Here is a 17,177-nt window from a genome sequence, read left to right on the forward strand (position 1 = left end):
CTCAAACCTTCTGCGCGTGAGGTGCACCATGGCCAAAGTTATTTTGAAGAAAAAAATCGACCCGTCGACCGGCACACTGGGCGACGTCAAATCCTATGCCCGCAAGATCTGGCTGGCAGGCCTGGGTGCCTACACCAAGGTTGGCCAAGAGGGCAGCGAATACTTTCAAGAGCTGATCAAGGCTGGTCAGGTTGTTGAAAAGAAAGGCAAAAAGGTAGTTGCCGAGAAGCTTGAAGCGGCCAATGCCGAGATCGATGAAGCCAAGAGTGAAGTCAGCACTTTCAAAGGCCGTGTCGAAGTTCAACTCGACAAGGTCGAGAAGGCGTTCGACACGCGTGTCGCAAGTGCCTTGAATCGTATCGGTATTCCGTCTAAACATGACGTTGAGACACTCTCTGCTAAGCTCGATGAGCTGACGGCATTGCTCGAACGTGTCGCGCGTAAATCTTAAGGAGAACGGGATGGCTGTTAAAAAGAAAACCGAAAAAGAAGGCAGCTCGTGGATCGGGAAGGTTGAAGATTACTCCCGAAAAATCTGGCTGGCTGGTTTAGGCGTGTACTCGAAGATCGACACTGACGGCAGCAAACTCTTCGATGCATTGGTCAAGGACGGCGAGAAAGCCGAGAAGCTCACCAAGAGCGCTGTTGGCAAGACTGTCGACGCCGCCAAGGACTCCGCTTCTTCGGCCAAATCGCGTATCAGCGGCGTGAAAGATCGGGCGCTGGGCAAGTGGGATGAGCTGGAAGGCGCTTTCGACAAGCGTCTGAACAGCGCCATTTCGCGTCTGGGCGTACCGAGCCGCAACGAAGTCAAGGCACTGCACAGCAAGGTCGAAACACTGACCAAGCAAATCGAAAAACTGACCGGTGCCAAGGTTGCGCCTGTTGCGGCGAAAACCGCGGCGGCCAAGCCTGCTGCCAAACCGGCCGCCAAAACCGCAGCCAAGCCACTGGCAAAAGCAGCGGCTAAACCTGCTGCCAAGCCTGCGGCTAAAACTGCAGCCGCCAAACCGGCCGCGGCCAAACCAGCGGCCAAGCCGGTTGCTGCAAAAGCCGCCGCTAAGCCGGCCGCCAAGCCTGCAGCGAAAACTGCAGCGGCCAAGCCAGCAGCCAAGCCTGCTGCGGCGAAAAAACCAGCGGTGAAAAAGCCGGCAGCTCCAAAAGCCGCCGCGCCAAAACCAGCAGTGGCAGCTGCCAAACCGGCAACGCCGGCAGCTCCGGTAAGCGCATCGAACTCCGCTACCGCGCCAACCCCTGCTGTCACCCCGACTGTCGCGCCGGCTCCATCGACGCCAACCAGTCAGTCCTGATTTTCAGGGCTCAAGAAAACGCCCGGCCTTCACAGGTCGGGCGTTTTTGTTTGTGAGTGCATCCTGGAACACGACAGGGGATAGTTTTGCTCAGGATTATTCGTGGTCTTCCAGATACTCCATTGCCATCTGTTCGGTCGCAGCCTTCATCGATGGCAGCAGGTGCGGCGCAACCAGCATCATGATCTGGTAAACCACCAATCGTACCTCGCCCTGACGATCAAGAATCCGCTGGTAGTCCAGCGAGAACAGCAGCGTCATGGTGATCTGCTCCACCAGTTGCCCCAGTGCCTGGGTATCGCTGACCAGCAGCCCTTGCGCCTGCAATCGTGCCAGCAGCGACGCCAGTGTGCGCTTGAGTGCATTGAGCAGGTTGCGAATGCCCTTGGCCAGTTTCGGCAGGCGCCCGGCGAGGTTCGACAGGTCCTGGAACAGGAACCGGTAGTGGGACAGGCGTTCGACGATCAGGTGCAGGAACAGCCAGTATTCTTCGGGCGCCAGTTCAGCATCGGCCGGTGGATCGAGCAAGGGCGCCAGTTCGCTCTGAAAGCGTTCGAATAGCCCGAGAATCAGCGGTTCCTTGCCGTGGAAGTGGTAGTAGAGGTTGCCCGGGCTGATGCCCATTTCATTGGCAACTTCCATGGTGGAGACATTCGGTTCGCCCTTTTGGTTGAACAACTGCAGGGCACATTCGAGGATCCGGTCGCGGGTTTTCATCCAGTCTTCTTAATGATCGGGTCTTGCCACGGCCGACAGCGGCCGTGGCTCGTTGAACGTCAGCGCACGCGCACGTAAGTACCGGGTGCTGCCTCCATCGGTGGATAGTTCTGGTTGCCGAGGGCCATGTGGGTTTCCTTCTGCGCGCCGGAACGTTCCTGAATCCAGCTCAGCCATTGGGTCCACCAGCTGCCGTCGACACGCTTGGCGTCGTAGTACCAGGCACGGGGGTCGCTGCTCAGTTTGCCGTTCTCGACGTAGTTGGCTTTCGGGTTGCTCGGCGGGTTGAGGATGCTCTGCACATGGCCGCTGTTGGACAGCACGAAGCGCCGCTCGCCACCGAGCAACAGCGTCGAGCGATACACCGCGTCCCACGGGGTGATGTGATCGTTAATGCCGGCGACGCTGAAGCTGTCGACGGTGACCTTCTGCAAATCGATCGGCGTGCCACACACTTCCAGGCCGCCCGGGTGGGTCAACGGGTTGTGCTTGAAGAAGTCCAGCAGGTCGCCATGCAGGGCGGCCGGCAGGCGCGTGTTGTCGTTGTTCCAGTAGAGAATGTCGAACGCCGGTGGCTCCTTGCCCAACAGGTAGTTGTTGACGAAGTAGCTCCAGATCAAATCGTTGGGGCGCATCCAGGCGAAGACCTTGGCCATGTCGCGGCCATCCAGCACGCCTTTCTGATAGGAGCGGCGCTTGGCGGCTTCCAGGGTCTGTTCATCGGCGAACAGCGTCGCGGGGCTGTCCATCTGGCTGTCGAGCAGGCTCACCAGGTAAGTCGCGCTGGACACCCTGCGCAGCTGCCGCTTGGCCTGCAAGTGACCCTGCAACGCGGCAATGGTCAGCCCGCCGGCGCAGGCGCCCATCAGGTTGACCTCCCGTGCGCCGGTGATCGCCCGGCAGACATTCATGGCCTCTTCCACGGCTTCCACGTAGGTCGAGAGCCCCCATTCGCGGTGACGCACATCCGGATTGCGCCAACTGATCATGAAGGTTTGCAGGCCGTTTTTCAGGGCGTACTGGACGAAGCTATTGTGGGGGCTCAGGTCGAAAATGTAGTACTTGTTGATTTGCGGCGGCACCACCAACAGGGGCTTGGAATACTGTTTTTCGCTCATTGGCTTGTACTGGATCAGCTCCAGCAGCTCGTTGCGAAACACCACGGCACCGGTGGTGGTAGCGACCGTCTTGCCGACCTCGAACGCTTGCTTGGTGACTTGCCGGGGCAGGCCATCGTTGTGCAGCAGATCGTCCACCAAATGGCTGATGCCGCGCACCAGGCTGTTGCCGCCGGAATTGAACAGTTCCTTGACCGCCAGTGGATTGAGCAGGGTGTTGGAGGGCGATACGGCATCGTTGAGCAGGGCGAAAGCGAAGTGGGCGCGGGCGCGATCGTCCGGGCTCATGTTGCTCTCGTCGATCCAGCTCTTGACCTGTTTCTGCCAGCTCAGATAGGCCTGCAGGCTGCGCCGATAAAACGGGTTGAGGCTCCACGCCGGATCGGCGAAGCGAGCGTCCTGCGGACTGGTCGGGTGCAGGGTTTCGCCCAGCAGCACACGGCCCAGCTGGCCGCCGAGTTTGAGGGCATGTCGGGCGCTGTGCACCGGATTGCGCAAGCCGTGGGCGGCCACACTGCGCAGGGTCGACAATAGATCCCGGCCGCGCAGGCCGGTAATCGCACTCTGTGCATTAATGAACGCGGCGGGAGTCGGTAAGGAATCCCTCGCTGGTTTCTCGCGCATGAGTCAACACTCCTTCGTCTTCAGGCCTAAAACAAACACAGCGAACCAGAACACCATAGACGCTGTAATGGGTTGTTGCGCGGCGTGGCGTCCTGCCAACCGCTGAGGCGGCGGTTTTAGCCGCCCAATGGCGCCGGACGCGGATGCATTACCGCGCGCTGGCGCTCCTCTTCCAGGAATTTCATGATGATCGGGGCCACAGCTTCAGCCCGGGTAATCAGGAACAGATGCCCGTCATCGATAATGTGCAACTGGGCGTTGGGAATCCGCCAGGCCAGCAAGCGCATGTTGACCAACGGGATCAGTGGGTCATCGTCGCCGGCCAGCACCAGGGTTGGCTGGCGGATCTTGTGCAACCAGTGGATGCTGGTCCAGCCGAGACCGGCGAACAACTGCCAGTAGTAACCGAGCTTGCCCGCCGAACGCACCTTGGCCGCATGGCTGGCGGCCAGCGTCGGGTCGCGACGGAAAGCGCCGCCGTAGATCATCGGCGCAATACGGATCACGTGGGATGGCTGGATGTAACGTCGAGGGCTGGCCATCATCCACAGCACCTTCGGTTTGCCCGGCACCATCACTGCACCCGCCGCTGTCGCAGCCAGCACGAGTTTCTTGCAGCGCTCCGGATAGTCGTAGGCGAACTGTTGGGCCAGGGCGCCCCCCCAGGACACGCCGATGACGTTGACCTGCCCGTAGTCGAGATAGTCGAGCATCCGCGCTGTGAGTTTCGCCAGGCTCGGAAAGCGATAGGGCCGGTTCGGAGTCGACGAACCACCGACGCCGGGTACGTCGAAGGCGATGACTTCCAGGTCCGGGTCCAGTGCCGCGATGAACGGGAACACCAGCTCCAGGTTGGCGCCGATGCCGTTGAAAATCAGCAGGGGCGTCAAGTGAGGCTTGCCGGGGCGTACCGCCGTGCGGAGCGTCTGGCCATCCAGATCGACGGTACGGAATATGAAGGGTTGCGGCATGCTTCTGGCCCTGTGGGTCGCTTTTTCCAGTTCATCCCCGCCCCCTGTGGGAGCGAGCTTGCTCGCGATAGCGGAGTGTCAGTCAGCGCATATGCCAAACCTGCCACCGTCATCGCAAGCAAGCTCACTCCCACAGGGAAGTCGAGGTGTGTCAGTTACCGCTCGTGTACGTAAGTGCCCGGTGCGGCTTCTCCCGCTGGATAGGCCTTGTTGCCCAGTTTCAGCGGAGCTTTTTTCAGGTTGCCCGAACGCTGTGCCTGCCACGCCTGCCAGTGCAGCCACCAGGAGTCGGCGTGCTTGGTTGACTCTTCCTGCCAGTCATCGGCATTGGCGGGCATCTCGGTGCTTGTCATGTAGCGCGATTTTGGATTGCCCGGCGGGTTCAGAATGCTCTGGATGTGCCCGCTGCTGGACAGTACGAATTCAACATTGCCGCCGAACAGTTGCGCCGACTTGTAGCAGGAACGCCACGGGGTAATGTGGTCGCTGGTGCCGGCCAGAGAGAAGATGTCGGCGGTGACCTTCTTCAGATCGATCGGCGTACCGCACACTTCCAGTGCATCGGCACGGGTCAACGGGTTACTTTTGAACATCTCGATCAGGTCGCCATGGAACGCGGCAGGCAACCGGGTGGTGTCGTTGTTCCAGAACAGAATGTCGAATACCGGCGGCTCGTTGCCCAGCAGGTAGTTGTTGACCCAGTAGTTCCAGATCAGGTCGTTGGGACGCATCCAGGCGAAAACCTTGGCCATGTCGCGGCCTTCCAGCACACCGGCCTGGTACGACTGGCGCTTGGCGGCTTCAAGGGTTTGTTCATCGACGAACAGGGCCACGTCGCTGTCCAGGGTGGTATCGAGCACGCTGACCAGCAGGGTCAGGGCGTTGACTTTGTTCTCGCCGATTGCCGCGTAATGGCCCAGCAGCGCGGTACAGGTGATGCCGCCGGAGCAGGCACCGAGCATGTTCACGTCTTTGCTGCCGGTGATGGCGGTGACCACATCAACCGCTTCCTTGAGCGCTTCGATGTAGGTCGACAGGCCCCACTCGCGCTGCTCCTTGGTCGGGTTGCGCCAACTGACGATGAAGGTCTGCACATTGTTGCGCAGGCAGAACCGCGCCAGACTCTTTTCCGGGCTCAGGTCGAACACGTAGAACTTGTTGATCTGCGGCGGTACCACCAGCAGTGGGCGCTCATGCACCTGCTCGGTGATCGGCTTGTACTGGATCAGTTCCAGCACGTCGTTGCGAAAGACCACCGCGCCCTCGGTCACGCCAAGGGTCTTGCCGACCTCGAATGCGCCCATGTTGACCTGGCTCGGCATGCCGCCGTTATGCACCAGGTCCTTGGCCAGATGCGAGAGGCCATCGAGCAGGCTCTTGCCACCGGTTTCGAAGAAGCGCTTGACCGCCGCCGGGTTGGCCGCCGTGTTGGTCGGGGCGAAGGCCTCGGTCATGAGGTTGATCACGAAGTGCCCGCGGCTGACGTCCTTGGCCGGCAGGTTACTGTCGTCGATCCAGTCGTGGAGCTCCTTGCGCCACGCCAGGTAGGTTTGCAGATAACGTTTGTAGAGCGGGTTCTGGCTCCAGGCCGGATCCGCGAAGCGACGGTCATCGCTGGTCGGTAGCAGCTCGGATTTGCCAAGCAGCACGTTCTTGAGTTCAAGGCCGAAATGAGCGACATGTTTGGCGCTGTGAATCGGTTGTTTGATGGCCTGCCTGAGCACCATTCGAGCAGAAGCCAGTAGATCCTTTCCACGCAGTCCAACGACAGGATTCAGCCCCAAGGTGTTTTCCGAGGCTTGACTCTTCAAGTCATCGTTATTCTTGTTACTCATCTACGACGCTCCATTGTCCTGAGACGAGTACCGGGTCCTGCTGTGCAGTTACACAGCCAATGCCAGGTACTACTGCTCGGGGTGACCGTTAATACTGCATCGCTGCTTTTTTAATGCAGAGAGCACTGCAGGGAACTTGCCAGTTCCATTGGTTACCCGAGTTTAATTTTTTTCGCAAGCAGGCCAATCGGCGGCCCTGAAGCGGAGCATTCAAACAGATGAAATTAGAAAATGCCCTCTAAAGAGCGAGAGGCTCGGATTAGAGCATCAGCTTGACGACGGATTCGTTCGGATCGCGGGTTTTTCCGGCGGCTTTGAGCTCGGCCAGATAATCTTCCCAGAGTGCGTCATAACGTCGCCCCAGCTCGTACAGATATTCCCAGGTGAACAAGCCGCTGTCGTGGCCGTCGTCGAAGGTCAGTTTCAGTGCGTACTGACCGGCCGGCTCTATCTTGGTCAGTCCTACGTTGATCTTGCCAAATTGCAGGATGGGTTTGCCGTGGCCCTGGACCTCGGCGGAAGGAGAGTGCACGCGCAGGAACTCGGCGGGCAGGGTGTATTCCTCGCCGGACGCGTATTTGAGCGTCAGGGTTTTCGAGGTTTTGTGCAGCTTGATGTCGGTGGGAAGCATAGGAAGAGCCTTGGGCGGAAAGCTACAAGCTGCAAGCTTAACTCAGCTTGCAGCTTGCAGCTTGCAGCTTGCAGCTTGCTGCTCTACAGAATGTAGCGGGACAGATCTTCGTTCTGCGCCAATTCGCCCAGATGGCTGTTGACGTAGTCGGCGTCGATCTGGATCACCTTGCCGTCATGGACGCTGGCCAGGTCGCCGGCGCTGAACGACACCTCTTCGAGCAGGCGCTCGAGCAGGGTGTGCAGGCGACGGGCACCGATGTTTTCGGTTTTTTCGTTGACCTGCCAGGCGATCTCCGCGATGCGCTTGATGCCGCTCGGCTGGAACTCGATTCCCAGGCCTTCGGTTTTCAGCAGTGCGCAGTATTGCTCGGTGAGCGAGGCGTGAGGCTCGCTGAGGATGCGTTCGAAATCCTCAGGGCTCAGGGCCTTGAGTTCGACGCGGATCGGCAGACGGCCTTGCAGCTCGGGCACCAGGTCGCTCGGCTTGCTCAGGTGGAACGCACCCGAAGCAATGAACAGGATGTGGTCGGTCTTGACCATGCCCAGCTTGGTGTTGACGGTGCAGCCTTCGATCAGCGGCAGCAGGTCGCGCTGCACGCCTTCGCGGGACACATCGACGCCACCGGAATTGCCACGCTTGGCCACCTTGTCGATTTCGTCGATGAACACGATGCCGTGCTGCTCGACCGCTTCCAGGGCCTTGGCCTTCAACTCTTCGTCGTTGACCAGGCGGCTGGCTTCTTCGTCGCGTACCAGCTTGAGCGCTTCCTTGACCTTGAGCTTGCGGGCTTTCTTCTTGCCCTTGCCCATGTTGGCAAACAGGCTTTGCAGCTGGTTGGTCATTTCTTCCATGCCAGGTGGCGCGGAGATGTCGACGCCGGCCATTTCGGCGACTTCGATTTCGATCTCCTTGTCATCCAGCTGACCTTCGCGCAGGCGCTTGCGGAACAGTTGGCGGGTATTGGAATCGGCAGTCGGGGCGTCGTCGTTGCTGAAGCCCATGCGCGCCGGTGGCAGCAGGGCGTCGAGGATGCGCTCTTCGGCGGCGTCTTCGGCACGGTGGCGAACCTTGACGATTTCCTGTTCGCGCAGCAGCTTGATCGCGGCATCGGCCAGGTCACGAATGATCGATTCGACGTCGCGGCCGACATAGCCGACTTCGGTGAACTTGGTCGCTTCGACCTTGATGAACGGCGCATTGGCCAGTTTTGCCAGGCGACGGGCGATCTCGGTTTTACCGACACCGGTCGGACCGATCATCAGGATGTTCTTTGGCGTTACTTCAACGCGCAGCTCTTCCGGCAGCTGCATGCGGCGCCAGCGATTGCGCAGGGCAATGGCGACAGCGCGCTTGGCATCGTCCTGGCCGATGATGTGGCGGTTGAGTTCGTGGACGATTTCACGGGGAGTCATGGACATAGTATTTAAAGGACCTCAAGCAAGAATGAGCCGTGGCACGGGGCCGAAACAGGCTTACTCGGCGCAGTCCTGCTCCTCAATGGTCTGGGTGTGGTTGGTGAATACACAGATGTCGCCGGCGATACCGAGGGCGGTTTCGACGATCTCACGGGCCGACAGATCAGTCTTTTTCAGCAGTGCGCTGGCCGCGGCCTGGGCGTAGGCGCCACCGGAGCCCATGGCGATCAGGCCGTCTTCGGGTTCAACCACATCGCCGTTGCCGGTGATGATCAGGGAGGCGTCTTTGTTGGCGACCGCGAGCATGGCTTCAAGGCGGCTCAGGGAGCGGTCGGTGCGCCATTCTTTGGCGAGTTCGACAGCGGCGCGCACCAGGTGGCCCTGGTGTTTTTCAAGCTGGCCTTCGAAACGTTCGAAGAGAGTAAAGGCGTCGGCGGTGGCACCGGCAAAGCCGGCAATGACCTGGCCGTGGTACAGGCGGCGAACTTTTTTCGCGTTGCCTTTCATCACGGTATTACCAAGGGAAACCTGGCCGTCGCCGCCCATGACGACTTTGCCGTGGCGGCGAACTGAAACGATGGTGGTCAAGGGAAGAGTCTCCACGCAGCGGGGCGAAAATGCCTTATGCCCATTCATATGGGGGTGGTGGAGTGGATTTCAACTGTAAGGCGCGGCGGGGGACGAGCGGTGTGAGTCAGGTGGGGTATGCGGTGTTCATCAAGACGCCATCGCGGGCAAGCCCGCTCCCACAGGGGTAGCGCAAATCCTGTGGGAGCGGGCTTGCTCCGGGCGGCGTTCCGACGATGAACGTTGACGCGGCAGTTCTGACGGAATCAGCGGCTCTGGCGTTGTTGTAACAACAGATTGCTGAAACCGGCGCCGGCCAATTGTTTCTGCGCGGTGGTCAGTTGTTCGCGGTTGCTGAACGGTCCGACCAGCACCCGATACCAGGTTTCGTCCTTCACCGTGCCGGACTCAACCGCCACGGCCTGGCCCAGCAGAATGATCTGCGCCCGAACCTTGTCCGCATCGGTCTCCTTGCGGAACGAGCCAGCCTGCAGGAAAAACTTCGTCACCGGCGCAGCCTTGACCGGTGGCGCAGGAGGCGGAGTAATCCCGGCCAAAGCAGCCTGGGCGCGAGCCGTGTCGATCTTCGCCGCTTCGGCCGGGGTGACCGGCGTGGTCGGGATGGCCGGCACTTGTGGCGTCGGCAGGGTTTTTTCCGGCACGGCATCCGGCGGCACTATGACTTCCGATTCCGGCAGCAAGGTGTAGAAGTCGTACTTCGGCTTCACCGGTTGCGTCGGGCTCGGCGGGGTCTTGTTGGCCTCGGCGATCTTGCTGGCTTTCTGTTGTTGCTGTTGCTCGACTTTCTCACGCTTGACCGTGTCGCTGCCCTTGCCCGGTTCCAGCTTCATCAGGAATACGATGAAGGCGCCGACCGTCAGGCCGATGGCCATCCACAGCCAGCCCGGGATCGGTTGCTTTGCAGGAGCTTGGTAACGGCTGGCGCCACGCTTGGGTGCAGGTTTTTTCTTGGCGGCCAACTTACATACGCTCCAGAGTTTCCAGGCCCAAGAGTTCCAGGCCTTGCTTGAGAGTGCGTCCGGTCAGCGCAGCGAGGCGCAGGCGGCTCTGCATTTGTGCCGGGGTATCGGCGGCGAGGATCGGGCAGTTCTCGTAGAAGCTGGAGAACAGGCCGGCGACGTCGTACAGGTAAGTACAGAGGATGTGCGGGGTGCCTTTTTCGGACACGTTGTTCAGGATCTCGCCAAACTGCGCGAGCTTCGCCGCCAGTTCGTGTTCGTGCGCCGCTTCGAGGACGATCTGGCCGTCGACTTCGCTGAAGTCCTTGCCGAGCTTGCGGAACACGCCGGCCACGCGGGTGTAGGCGTACAGCAGGTACGGCGCGGTGTTGCCTTCGAAGTTGAGCATCAGGTCGAAGTTGAAGCTGTAGTCGCTGGTGCGGTGCTTGGACAGGTCGGCGTACTTCACCGCGCCGATGCCCACCACCTTGGCGATGTTGCGCAACTCGGCTTCGGCAAGTGTAGGGTTCTTGTCCTTGACCAGGGTGTAGGCGCGCTCCTGGGCTTCGGTCAGCAGGTCGATCAGCTTCACGGTGCCACCGTCACGGGTCTTGAACGGACGCCCGTCCGCGCCGTTCATGGTGCCGAAGCCCATGTGTTCCATTTCCATCGGATGGGTCACGAAACCGGCCTTGCGCGCCACGGCGAACACTTGCTGGAAGTGCAGGGCCTGACGCTGGTCGACAAAGTACAGCGCGCGATCGGCCTTGAGCTTGCCGCTGCGGTAGCGCACGGCCGCCAGGTCGGTGGTGGCGTAGAGGTAGCCGCCGTCGGCCTTGACGATGATCACCGGCAGCGGGTCGCCGTCGGCGTTCTTGAACTCGTCGAGGAACACGCACTGGGCGCCGTTGCTCTCGACCAGCATGCCTGCGGCCTTCAAGTCGTTGACCACATTGATCAGGTCGTCGTTGTAGGCACTTTCGCCCATCACGTCGGCCATGGTCAGTTTGACGTTGAGCAGTTCGTAGATCTTCTGGCAGTGGGACAGCGAGATGTCCTTGAACTTGGTCCACAGTGCCAGGCAATCGGCGTCGCCGGCCTGCAACTTGACCACCAGGCCACGGGCGCGGTCGGCGAACTCTTCGGATTCGTCGAAGCGTTGCTTGGCGGCGCGGTAGAAGTTCTCGAGGTCCGACAGCTCGTCGCTGGTGATCGGGTTTTCCTGCAGGTAAGCCATCAGCATGCCGAACTGGGTGCCCCAGTCGCCGACGTGGTTCTGACGGATCACGGTGTCGCCGAGGAATTCCAGGACACGGGCCACGCCGTCGCCGATGATGGTCGAGCGCAGGTGGCCGACGTGCATTTCCTTGGCAAGGTTCGGTGCCGACAGGTCGACCACGGTGCGCTGCACCGGGCCGGCCTTGCGTACGCCGATGTGGGCGTCGGCCAGGGCGGCGTCCAGGCGGGTTGCCAGGGCATCAGTGTTCTGGAAGAAGTTCAGGAAGCCCGGGCCTGCGATTTCGGTCTTGGCGACGTTTTCGTCAGCCGGCAGCGCGGCGATGATTTTTTCCGCCAGGTCGCGGGGCTTCATGCCGGCCGGTTTGGCCAGCATCATGGCGATGTTGCTGGCGAAATCGCCGTTCTTCTTGTCGCGGGAGTTTTCCACCTGGATCGCCGGCGACAGGCCTTCAGGCAACACACCTTCGTTGACGAGTTGGGTGATGGCTTGTTGGATCAGCTGGCGAATGGTGTCTTTCATGGTCTTCTCTTTCGACCGCAGGCGCGGCGGCGCATCATGCGCTGGTGGAAAAACTGGGCATTATCCGTTGCGAAGACGGGCTTGCCAACCTTAGCAGGCAGGTTATGGATGTGTGGTGACAATTAGGGCCCCTTCGCGAGCAAGCCCGCTCCCACATCGAATCTGCGGTGTTCATATCTTATGTGTCTGACACAAAACTCATGTGGGAGCGGGCTTGCTCGCGAAAGCGATCTCAAAATCAATATAGATCTACGGGATCTACATCCAAAGACCAACGCACCGCCCGCCCGCTCGGCATCTGCTCCAGCACCAGCAACCAACTGGCCAGCAATCGGTGCAAGGGGGCCCGCGCTGTGGCCTGTACCAACAACTGCGCACGATAACGCCCGGCCCGGCGTTCCATCGGTGCCGGGACCGGTCCCAATAACTCGATCCCCGTCAGGTTCTGTTCGGCCAGCAAACGCTCAGCCTCGCTGCAGGCTTCATCGAGGAAGCCTTCGGCCTGGCCCGGTTTGTGCGCCTCGGCCCGCAACAGTGCCAGGTGCGCAAACGGCGGCAGGCCGGCCGCGCGGCGTTCGCTCAGGGCCTGTTCGGCGAAGGCGAAATAGCCCTGCTCGGTCAATTGCACCAGCAGTGGGTGGTCGGCCAGGTGCGTCTGGATAATCACCTTGCCCGGCTCTTCGGCGCGACCTGCGCGGCCGGCGACCTGGACGATCAGCTGAGCCATGCGCTCGCTGGCGCGGAAGTCACCGGAGAACAGGCCGCCGTCGGCATCGAGGATCGACACCAGCGTCACTCGTGGGAAGTGGTGACCTTTGGCAAGCATCTGTGTGCCGATCAGTATGCACGGCTGGCCTTTTTGAATGGTCGCGAACAATTGGTTCATCGCATCCTTGCGCGATGTGCTGTCACGGTCGACCCGCAGCACCGGATAGTCCGGGAACAGAATCGCCAGGCGCTCCTCGGCCCGTTCGGTGCCGGCGCCAACGGGGCGCAGATCGACCTTGTTGCACTTCGGGCACTGGCGCGGCACGCGTTCGACGTAGCCGCAATGGTGGCAGCGCAGCTCGCCATAACGCTGATGCACGGTCATTCGCGCGTCACAGCGCTGGCACTCGGACATCCAGCCACAGTCATGGCACAGCAGGGTCGGGGCGAAGCCGCGGCGGTTGAGGAACACCAGTACCTGCTGCCCGGCGGCCAGGGTCTGGCCGATGGCCTGTTGCATCGGCCCGGAAATGCCGCTGTCCAGCGGACGGCTTTTGACATCCAGGCGCAGGAAGCGCGGCTGTTTGGCGCCGCCGGCGCGCTCATTCAGGCGCAGCAGGCCGTAGCGGCCGGTGTAGGCGTTATGCAGGCTTTCCAGCGAAGGGGTGGCGGAGCCGAGGACAATCGGGATGTTTTCCTGTCGTGCCCTCACCAATGCCAGGTCACGGGCGTGGTAGCGCAAACCTTCTTGCTGTTTATAGGAGCCGTCGTGCTCTTCGTCGATGATGATCAGGCCGGGGTTTTTCATCGGTGTGAACAGGGCCGAGCGGGTGCCGATGATGATGTCGGCCTCACCGTCCCGGGCGGCCAGCCAGGCCTCGAGGCGTTCGCGGTCATTGACCGCCGAATGGATCAGCGCGATACGGGCATTGAAACGCTGTTCGAAGCGCGCCAGGGTCTGCGGGCCGAGGTTGATTTCCGGGATCAATACCAGCGCCTGCTTGCCGGCCTCCAGGGTTTCGCGGATCAACTGCAGATAGACTTCGGTCTTGCCGCTGCCGGTGACGCCGGCCAGCAGGAAGGCGTGATAACTGTCGAACCCGGCGCGAATCGCCTCATAGGCGGCGCGCTGCTCCGGGTTCAGCGGCAGCTCTGGTTGCGCCAGCCAGTGTTCGTGGCGTGCACCCGGGGCGTGCCGGCGGATCTCGACTTGCACCAGATCCTTGGCCAGCAGCAAATCCAGGCTGTCTTTGCTCAGCATCAGCTTGCTCAGCAATTGATGGGCGACGCCATGGGGATGCTGGGCCAGCGTGGCCAGGGCTTCGCGCTGGCGCGGGGCGCGGGCGATGCGCGGATCGTCGAGGCTGGCCCCCGGCGCGGCGGACCAGAAACGCTCCTGGCGTGCTTCGGCCAGTTCACCCTGGCGCAGCAAAACCGGCAGCGCCCAGCTCAAGGTGTCGCCGAGGCTGTGCTGGTAATACTGGGAGGTCCACAGGCACAGTTTGAACAGCGCCGATGGCAGCGGTGGCGTGGCGTCAAGCAGGGCCAGGGCCGGCTTGAGCTTATCGACCGGCACTTCGCTGGTGTCGGTGACTTCCACCAGAATGCCGATCATCTCGCGTCGGCCGAACGGCACCCGCAGGCGCATGCCAGGGTGCAGATGGGCGCGCAGGACGCCGGCCGGAGCGCGGTAGTCGAACAGGCGGCGCAGCGGCGAAGGCAGGGCGAGGCGCAGAATGGCGTCGGGCACGCGGGGGGATCTCGATTAGCAGGCAACAAAAGAAGAGGTGGACGCAGATCAATTGTGGGAGCGGGCTTGCTCGCGAAGAAGGAGTGTCAGTCAACGCATTTATTGCCTGACACACCGCTTTCGCGAGCAAGCCCGCTCCCACATGGGAGTGCGCTTGAGGCCGGGAGCCTAGCAGACGACTGGTTTGAGGGACAGCTTGCGTGATTGGCATTGTCTGGTAGAATCCGCGGCCTAATTACGTGCGGTATTCAACAATAGTGTTGGGTGGCGGCACGCTAGCCTGAGGAAGACACCATGAAAGCTGATATCCATCCAGAATACCCAGCAGTTGCTGTTACCTGCAGCTGCGGCAACAAGTTCGAAACCCGTTCGACCTTCGGCAAAGCCCTGGCGATCGACGTTTGCAACGAGTGCCACCCGTTCTACACCGGTAAGCAGAAGACTCTGGACACTGGCGGCCGCGTTCAGCGCTTCGCCGACCGTTTCGGTGCTTTCGGCGCGAAAAAGGCCTAAGGCCAATCAACTTGGGAAGCCGTTCCGGTTTTTCCATGCTGATGAAAAAGGCGTCCCTCGCGGGCGCCTTTTTTATGTCCGCGATTTGGCTATCCGGCGCCCAGGCGTTTTGTCCGGCACCCGGCAGCCTGGCGCCCGTCGCGGTGCAGCGGGTGGTGGACGGCGACACCTTGCGCCTGAGCGATGGTCGCAGCGTGCGCATGATCGGCTTGAACACGCCGGAGCTGGGTAAGAATGGCCGCTCCGACGAACCGTTCGCCGTGGTCGCGCGCAAGCGACTCGAAGCCCTGGTGGCGGCGAGCGACGGGCAGGTTGGTTTGCTGCCCGGCAAAGAAAGCAAAGACCATTACGGCCGCACCCTGGCCCATGTCTACGGTGCCGATGGCGCCAACCTTGAAGCGCAAATGCTTGCCGAAGGCCTGGGTTTTCAGGTGGCCGTAGCGCCGAATGTCGATTTGGTCGCCTGTCAGCAAGCCGCGGAAAGCAGCGCTCGACAGGCCGGGCTCGGTGTGTGGCGCCAGTCGCCTGTACTGAAGGCGGAGCAGATCAGCACTTCCGGCTTTGCCGTGCTCAGCGGTCGTGTGAGCAAGGTTCAACGCAATCGCGGCGGGGTTTGGATCGAATTGCAGGATTCGGTTGTATTGAAGGTTGCGCCCAATCTCCTGGGACGCTTCGATGCAGCCTCGCTGGAACGGCTCGAAGGCAAGCAGATCGAGGCGCGCGGCTGGGTGCTGGATCGTTCGCGACGTGGCGGACTGAAAGAAGGCCAGGCGCGCTGGATGTTGCCCTTGACCGACCCGGCGATGTTTCAAATCATACAGTGATAAAAAATTGTAGACATTTTTTCTGTCGATTGTGAACAGTCGATCCCTTGTGTTCCGTGGCTCTTGGCCCAAAGTCGTAGGGCCGGGCGCTTGACAGGGGTGACCGGTCAGTCTTGTGGGGATTTTGCGAGGCGCGTATCCTCGCTCACCAGTCTGTCCAACAGTAAAAGCGGAATGCCAAAATGTCTGATCTGAAAACTGCCGCTCTCGAATATCACGCCAATCCTCGTCCAGGGAAGCTGAGTGTCGAGCTCACCAAGGCCACCGCTACCGCCCGCGACCTGTCGCTGGCCTACAGCCCGGGTGTAGCCGAACCAGTACGCGAGATCGCCCGCGATCCTGAACTGGCCTACAAGTACACCGGCAAAGGCAACCTGGTTGCAGTCATTTCCGATGGCACCGCGATTCTCGGCCTGGGTAACCTCGGCCCATTGGCTTCCAAGCCAGTGATGGAAGGTAAAGGCGTACTGTTCAAGCGCTTCGCCGGCATCGACGTTTTCGACATCGAAGTCGACTCCGAAAGCCCGCAAGCCTTCATCGACACCGTCAAGCGCATCTCCATCACCTTCGGTGGCATCAACCTGGAAGACATCAAGGCACCAGAGTGCTTTGAAATCGAACGCGCTCTGATCGAACAGTGCGATATTCCGGTATTCCACGATGACCAGCACGGCACCGCTATCGTGACCGCCGCCGGCATGATCAACGCCCTGGAAATCGCTGGCAAAACCCTGCCGGAAGCCAAGATCGTCTGCCTGGGTGCCGGCGCTGCCGCTATCTCCTGCATGAAGTTGCTGGTGAGCATGGGCGCCAACATCGAAAACATCTATATGGTCGACCGTACCGGCGTGATCCACTCCGGCCGTGACGACCTGAACCAGTACAAGGCTGTGTTCGCTCACGCGACCGACAAGCGCACCCTGGCTGACGCCCTGCAAGGTGCTGACGTGTTCGTTGGCCTGTCCGGCCCGAACCTGCTGAGCGCTGAAGGCCTGCTGTCGATGGCGCCGAACCCGATCGTGTTCGCCTGCTCCAACCCTGATCCGGAAATCTCCCCGGAGCTGGCGCACGCTACCCGTAGCGACGTGATCATGGCCACCGGTCGTTCCGACTACCCGAACCAGGTCAACAACGTACTGGGCTTCCCGTTCATCTTCCGTGGTGCCCTGGACGTTCGCGCCAAGCGCATCAACGAAGAAATGAAAGTGGCTGCGGCCAACGCCCTGCGCGAACTGGCCAAGCTGCCAGTACCTCAGGAAGTGTGCGACGCCTACGGCGGCATCAAGCTGGAATTCGGTCGTGAGTACATCATTCCCAAGCCAATGGATGCCCGTCTGATCACCCTGATCTCCGATGCCGTGGCCAAAGCCGCTATCGAGACCGGTGTGGCGACCCTGCCGTATCCGAAGAACTACCCGCTCAAAAGCGTGGATGACGTGTTCAACGGCTAAGCCGTTGTAGCGCTTCAACCGA

15 protein-coding genes are annotated in these 17,177 nt (G+C 60.9%); 5 read left to right on the forward strand and 10 right to left on the reverse strand.

Going from position 1 to position 17,177, the window contains the following annotated elements:
- Positions 1-28: 28 nt before the first annotated feature.
- Positions 29-451: a phasin family protein gene (locus PMI34_RS20765; protein WP_008047828.1), complete on the forward strand. Its 423-nt coding sequence runs from the start codon at positions 29-31 to the stop codon at positions 449-451.
- 10 nt (positions 452-461) lie between these two features.
- On the forward strand, positions 462-1,310 hold the full coding sequence (locus PMI34_RS20760; RefSeq protein WP_008047829.1) for a phasin family protein: 849 nt from the start codon (positions 462-464) through the stop codon (positions 1,308-1,310).
- A gap of 96 nt (positions 1,311-1,406) precedes the next feature.
- On the opposite strand, the gene PMI34_RS20755 is transcribed toward PMI34_RS20760, so the two are convergent.
- The 10 genes from PMI34_RS20755 to PMI34_RS20710 form a co-directional block, all read right to left on the reverse strand.
- A complete protein-coding gene (locus PMI34_RS20755; RefSeq protein ID WP_008047831.1) occupies positions 1,407-2,027 on the reverse strand; it encodes a TetR/AcrR family transcriptional regulator in 621 nt (206 codons plus the stop codon).
- 59 nt (positions 2,028-2,086) lie between these two features.
- Positions 2,087-3,769, reverse strand: a complete 1,683-nt coding sequence (gene phaC / locus PMI34_RS20750) for a class II poly(R)-hydroxyalkanoic acid synthase (protein ID WP_008047833.1) — start codon at positions 3,767-3,769, stop codon at positions 2,087-2,089.
- Between the two features lie 116 nt (positions 3,770-3,885).
- Positions 3,886-4,740 (reverse strand): poly(3-hydroxyalkanoate) depolymerase, encoded by an 855-nt coding sequence (gene phaZ, locus PMI34_RS20745; RefSeq protein WP_008047834.1) that lies wholly within the window; start codon positions 4,738-4,740, stop codon positions 3,886-3,888.
- A 155-nt stretch (positions 4,741-4,895) separates the two neighbouring features.
- Positions 4,896-6,575, reverse strand: coding sequence for a class II poly(R)-hydroxyalkanoic acid synthase (gene phaC, locus PMI34_RS20740; RefSeq protein ID WP_008047837.1), 1,680 nt, complete (start codon positions 6,573-6,575; stop codon positions 4,896-4,898).
- 259 nt (positions 6,576-6,834) lie between these two features.
- The gene (locus PMI34_RS20735; protein ID WP_008047840.1) at positions 6,835-7,206 is read right to left on the reverse strand and encodes a gamma-butyrobetaine hydroxylase-like domain-containing protein; all 372 of its coding nucleotides are present in this window, start codon (positions 7,204-7,206) and stop codon (positions 6,835-6,837) included.
- Positions 7,207-7,289: 83 nt separating this feature from the next.
- The gene (gene hslU, locus PMI34_RS20730; RefSeq protein WP_008047842.1) at positions 7,290-8,627 is read right to left on the reverse strand and encodes an HslU--HslV peptidase ATPase subunit; all 1,338 of its coding nucleotides are present in this window, start codon (positions 8,625-8,627) and stop codon (positions 7,290-7,292) included.
- Between the two features lie 54 nt (positions 8,628-8,681).
- A complete protein-coding gene (gene hslV / locus PMI34_RS20725) occupies positions 8,682-9,212 on the reverse strand; it encodes an ATP-dependent protease subunit HslV (RefSeq protein WP_007975582.1) in 531 nt (176 codons plus the stop codon).
- Positions 9,213-9,457: 245 nt separating this feature from the next.
- Positions 9,458-10,171: an SPOR domain-containing protein gene (locus PMI34_RS20720; protein WP_007975583.1), complete on the reverse strand. Its 714-nt coding sequence runs from the start codon at positions 10,169-10,171 to the stop codon at positions 9,458-9,460.
- Position 10,172: 1 nt separating this feature from the next.
- Entirely contained in the window at positions 10,173-11,909 is a 1,737-nt protein-coding gene (argS, locus tag PMI34_RS20715; protein ID WP_008047844.1) for an arginine--tRNA ligase, read from the reverse strand.
- Between the two features lie 238 nt (positions 11,910-12,147).
- On the reverse strand, positions 12,148-14,367 hold the full coding sequence (locus PMI34_RS20710) for a primosomal protein N' (protein ID WP_008047847.1): 2,220 nt from the start codon (positions 14,365-14,367) through the stop codon (positions 12,148-12,150).
- Between the two features lie 294 nt (positions 14,368-14,661).
- Between PMI34_RS20710 and rpmE the strand changes: the two genes are divergently transcribed.
- The 3 genes from rpmE to PMI34_RS20695 all read left to right on the forward strand — a co-directional run bounded on the left by rpmE (position 14,662) and on the right by PMI34_RS20695 (position 17,155).
- The gene (gene rpmE, locus PMI34_RS20705) at positions 14,662-14,880 is read left to right on the forward strand and encodes a 50S ribosomal protein L31 (protein ID WP_008047849.1); all 219 of its coding nucleotides are present in this window, start codon (positions 14,662-14,664) and stop codon (positions 14,878-14,880) included.
- Between the two features lie 35 nt (positions 14,881-14,915).
- Positions 14,916-15,704, forward strand: coding sequence for a thermonuclease family protein (locus PMI34_RS20700; RefSeq protein WP_008047851.1), 789 nt, complete (start codon positions 14,916-14,918; stop codon positions 15,702-15,704).
- Positions 15,705-15,886: 182 nt separating this feature from the next.
- Positions 15,887-17,155, forward strand: coding sequence for a malic enzyme-like NAD(P)-binding protein (locus PMI34_RS20695; protein WP_008047852.1), 1,269 nt, complete (start codon positions 15,887-15,889; stop codon positions 17,153-17,155).
- Positions 17,156-17,177 lie beyond the last annotated feature (22 nt).

The organism is Pseudomonas sp. GM74, from assembly GCF_000282455.1.
Lineage (GTDB): Bacteria > Pseudomonadota > Gammaproteobacteria > Pseudomonadales > Pseudomonadaceae > Aquipseudomonas.

Bases quoted from the DNA above. Each gene is read 5' to 3' on its own strand.
- PMI34_RS20765 (WP_008047828.1), top strand. From the start codon at position 29: ATGGCCAAAGTTATTTTGAAGAAAAAAATCGACCCGTCGACCGGCACA.
- PMI34_RS20700 (WP_008047851.1), top strand. From the start codon at position 14,916: ATGCTGATGAAAAAGGCGTCCCTCGCGGGCGCCTTTTTTATGTCCGCG.
- PMI34_RS20755 (WP_008047831.1), bottom strand. From the start codon at position 2,027: ATGAAAACCCGCGACCGGATCCTCGAATGTGCCCTGCAGTTGTTCAAC.
- phaC (WP_008047833.1), bottom strand. From the start codon at position 3,769: ATGCGCGAGAAACCAGCGAGGGATTCCTTACCGACTCCCGCCGCGTTC.
- PMI34_RS20760 (WP_008047829.1), top strand. From the start codon at position 462: ATGGCTGTTAAAAAGAAAACCGAAAAAGAAGGCAGCTCGTGGATCGGG.
- argS (WP_008047844.1), bottom strand. From the start codon at position 11,909: ATGAAAGACACCATTCGCCAGCTGATCCAACAAGCCATCACCCAACTC.
- hslU (WP_008047842.1), bottom strand. From the start codon at position 8,627: ATGTCCATGACTCCCCGTGAAATCGTCCACGAACTCAACCGCCACATC.
- phaZ (WP_008047834.1), bottom strand. From the start codon at position 4,740: ATGCCGCAACCCTTCATATTCCGTACCGTCGATCTGGATGGCCAGACG.
- PMI34_RS20695 (WP_008047852.1), top strand. From the start codon at position 15,887: ATGTCTGATCTGAAAACTGCCGCTCTCGAATATCACGCCAATCCTCGT.
- rpmE (WP_008047849.1), top strand. From the start codon at position 14,662: ATGAAAGCTGATATCCATCCAGAATACCCAGCAGTTGCTGTTACCTGC.
- PMI34_RS20735 (WP_008047840.1), bottom strand. From the start codon at position 7,206: ATGCTTCCCACCGACATCAAGCTGCACAAAACCTCGAAAACCCTGACG.
- phaC (WP_008047837.1), bottom strand. From the start codon at position 6,575: ATGAGTAACAAGAATAACGATGACTTGAAGAGTCAAGCCTCGGAAAAC.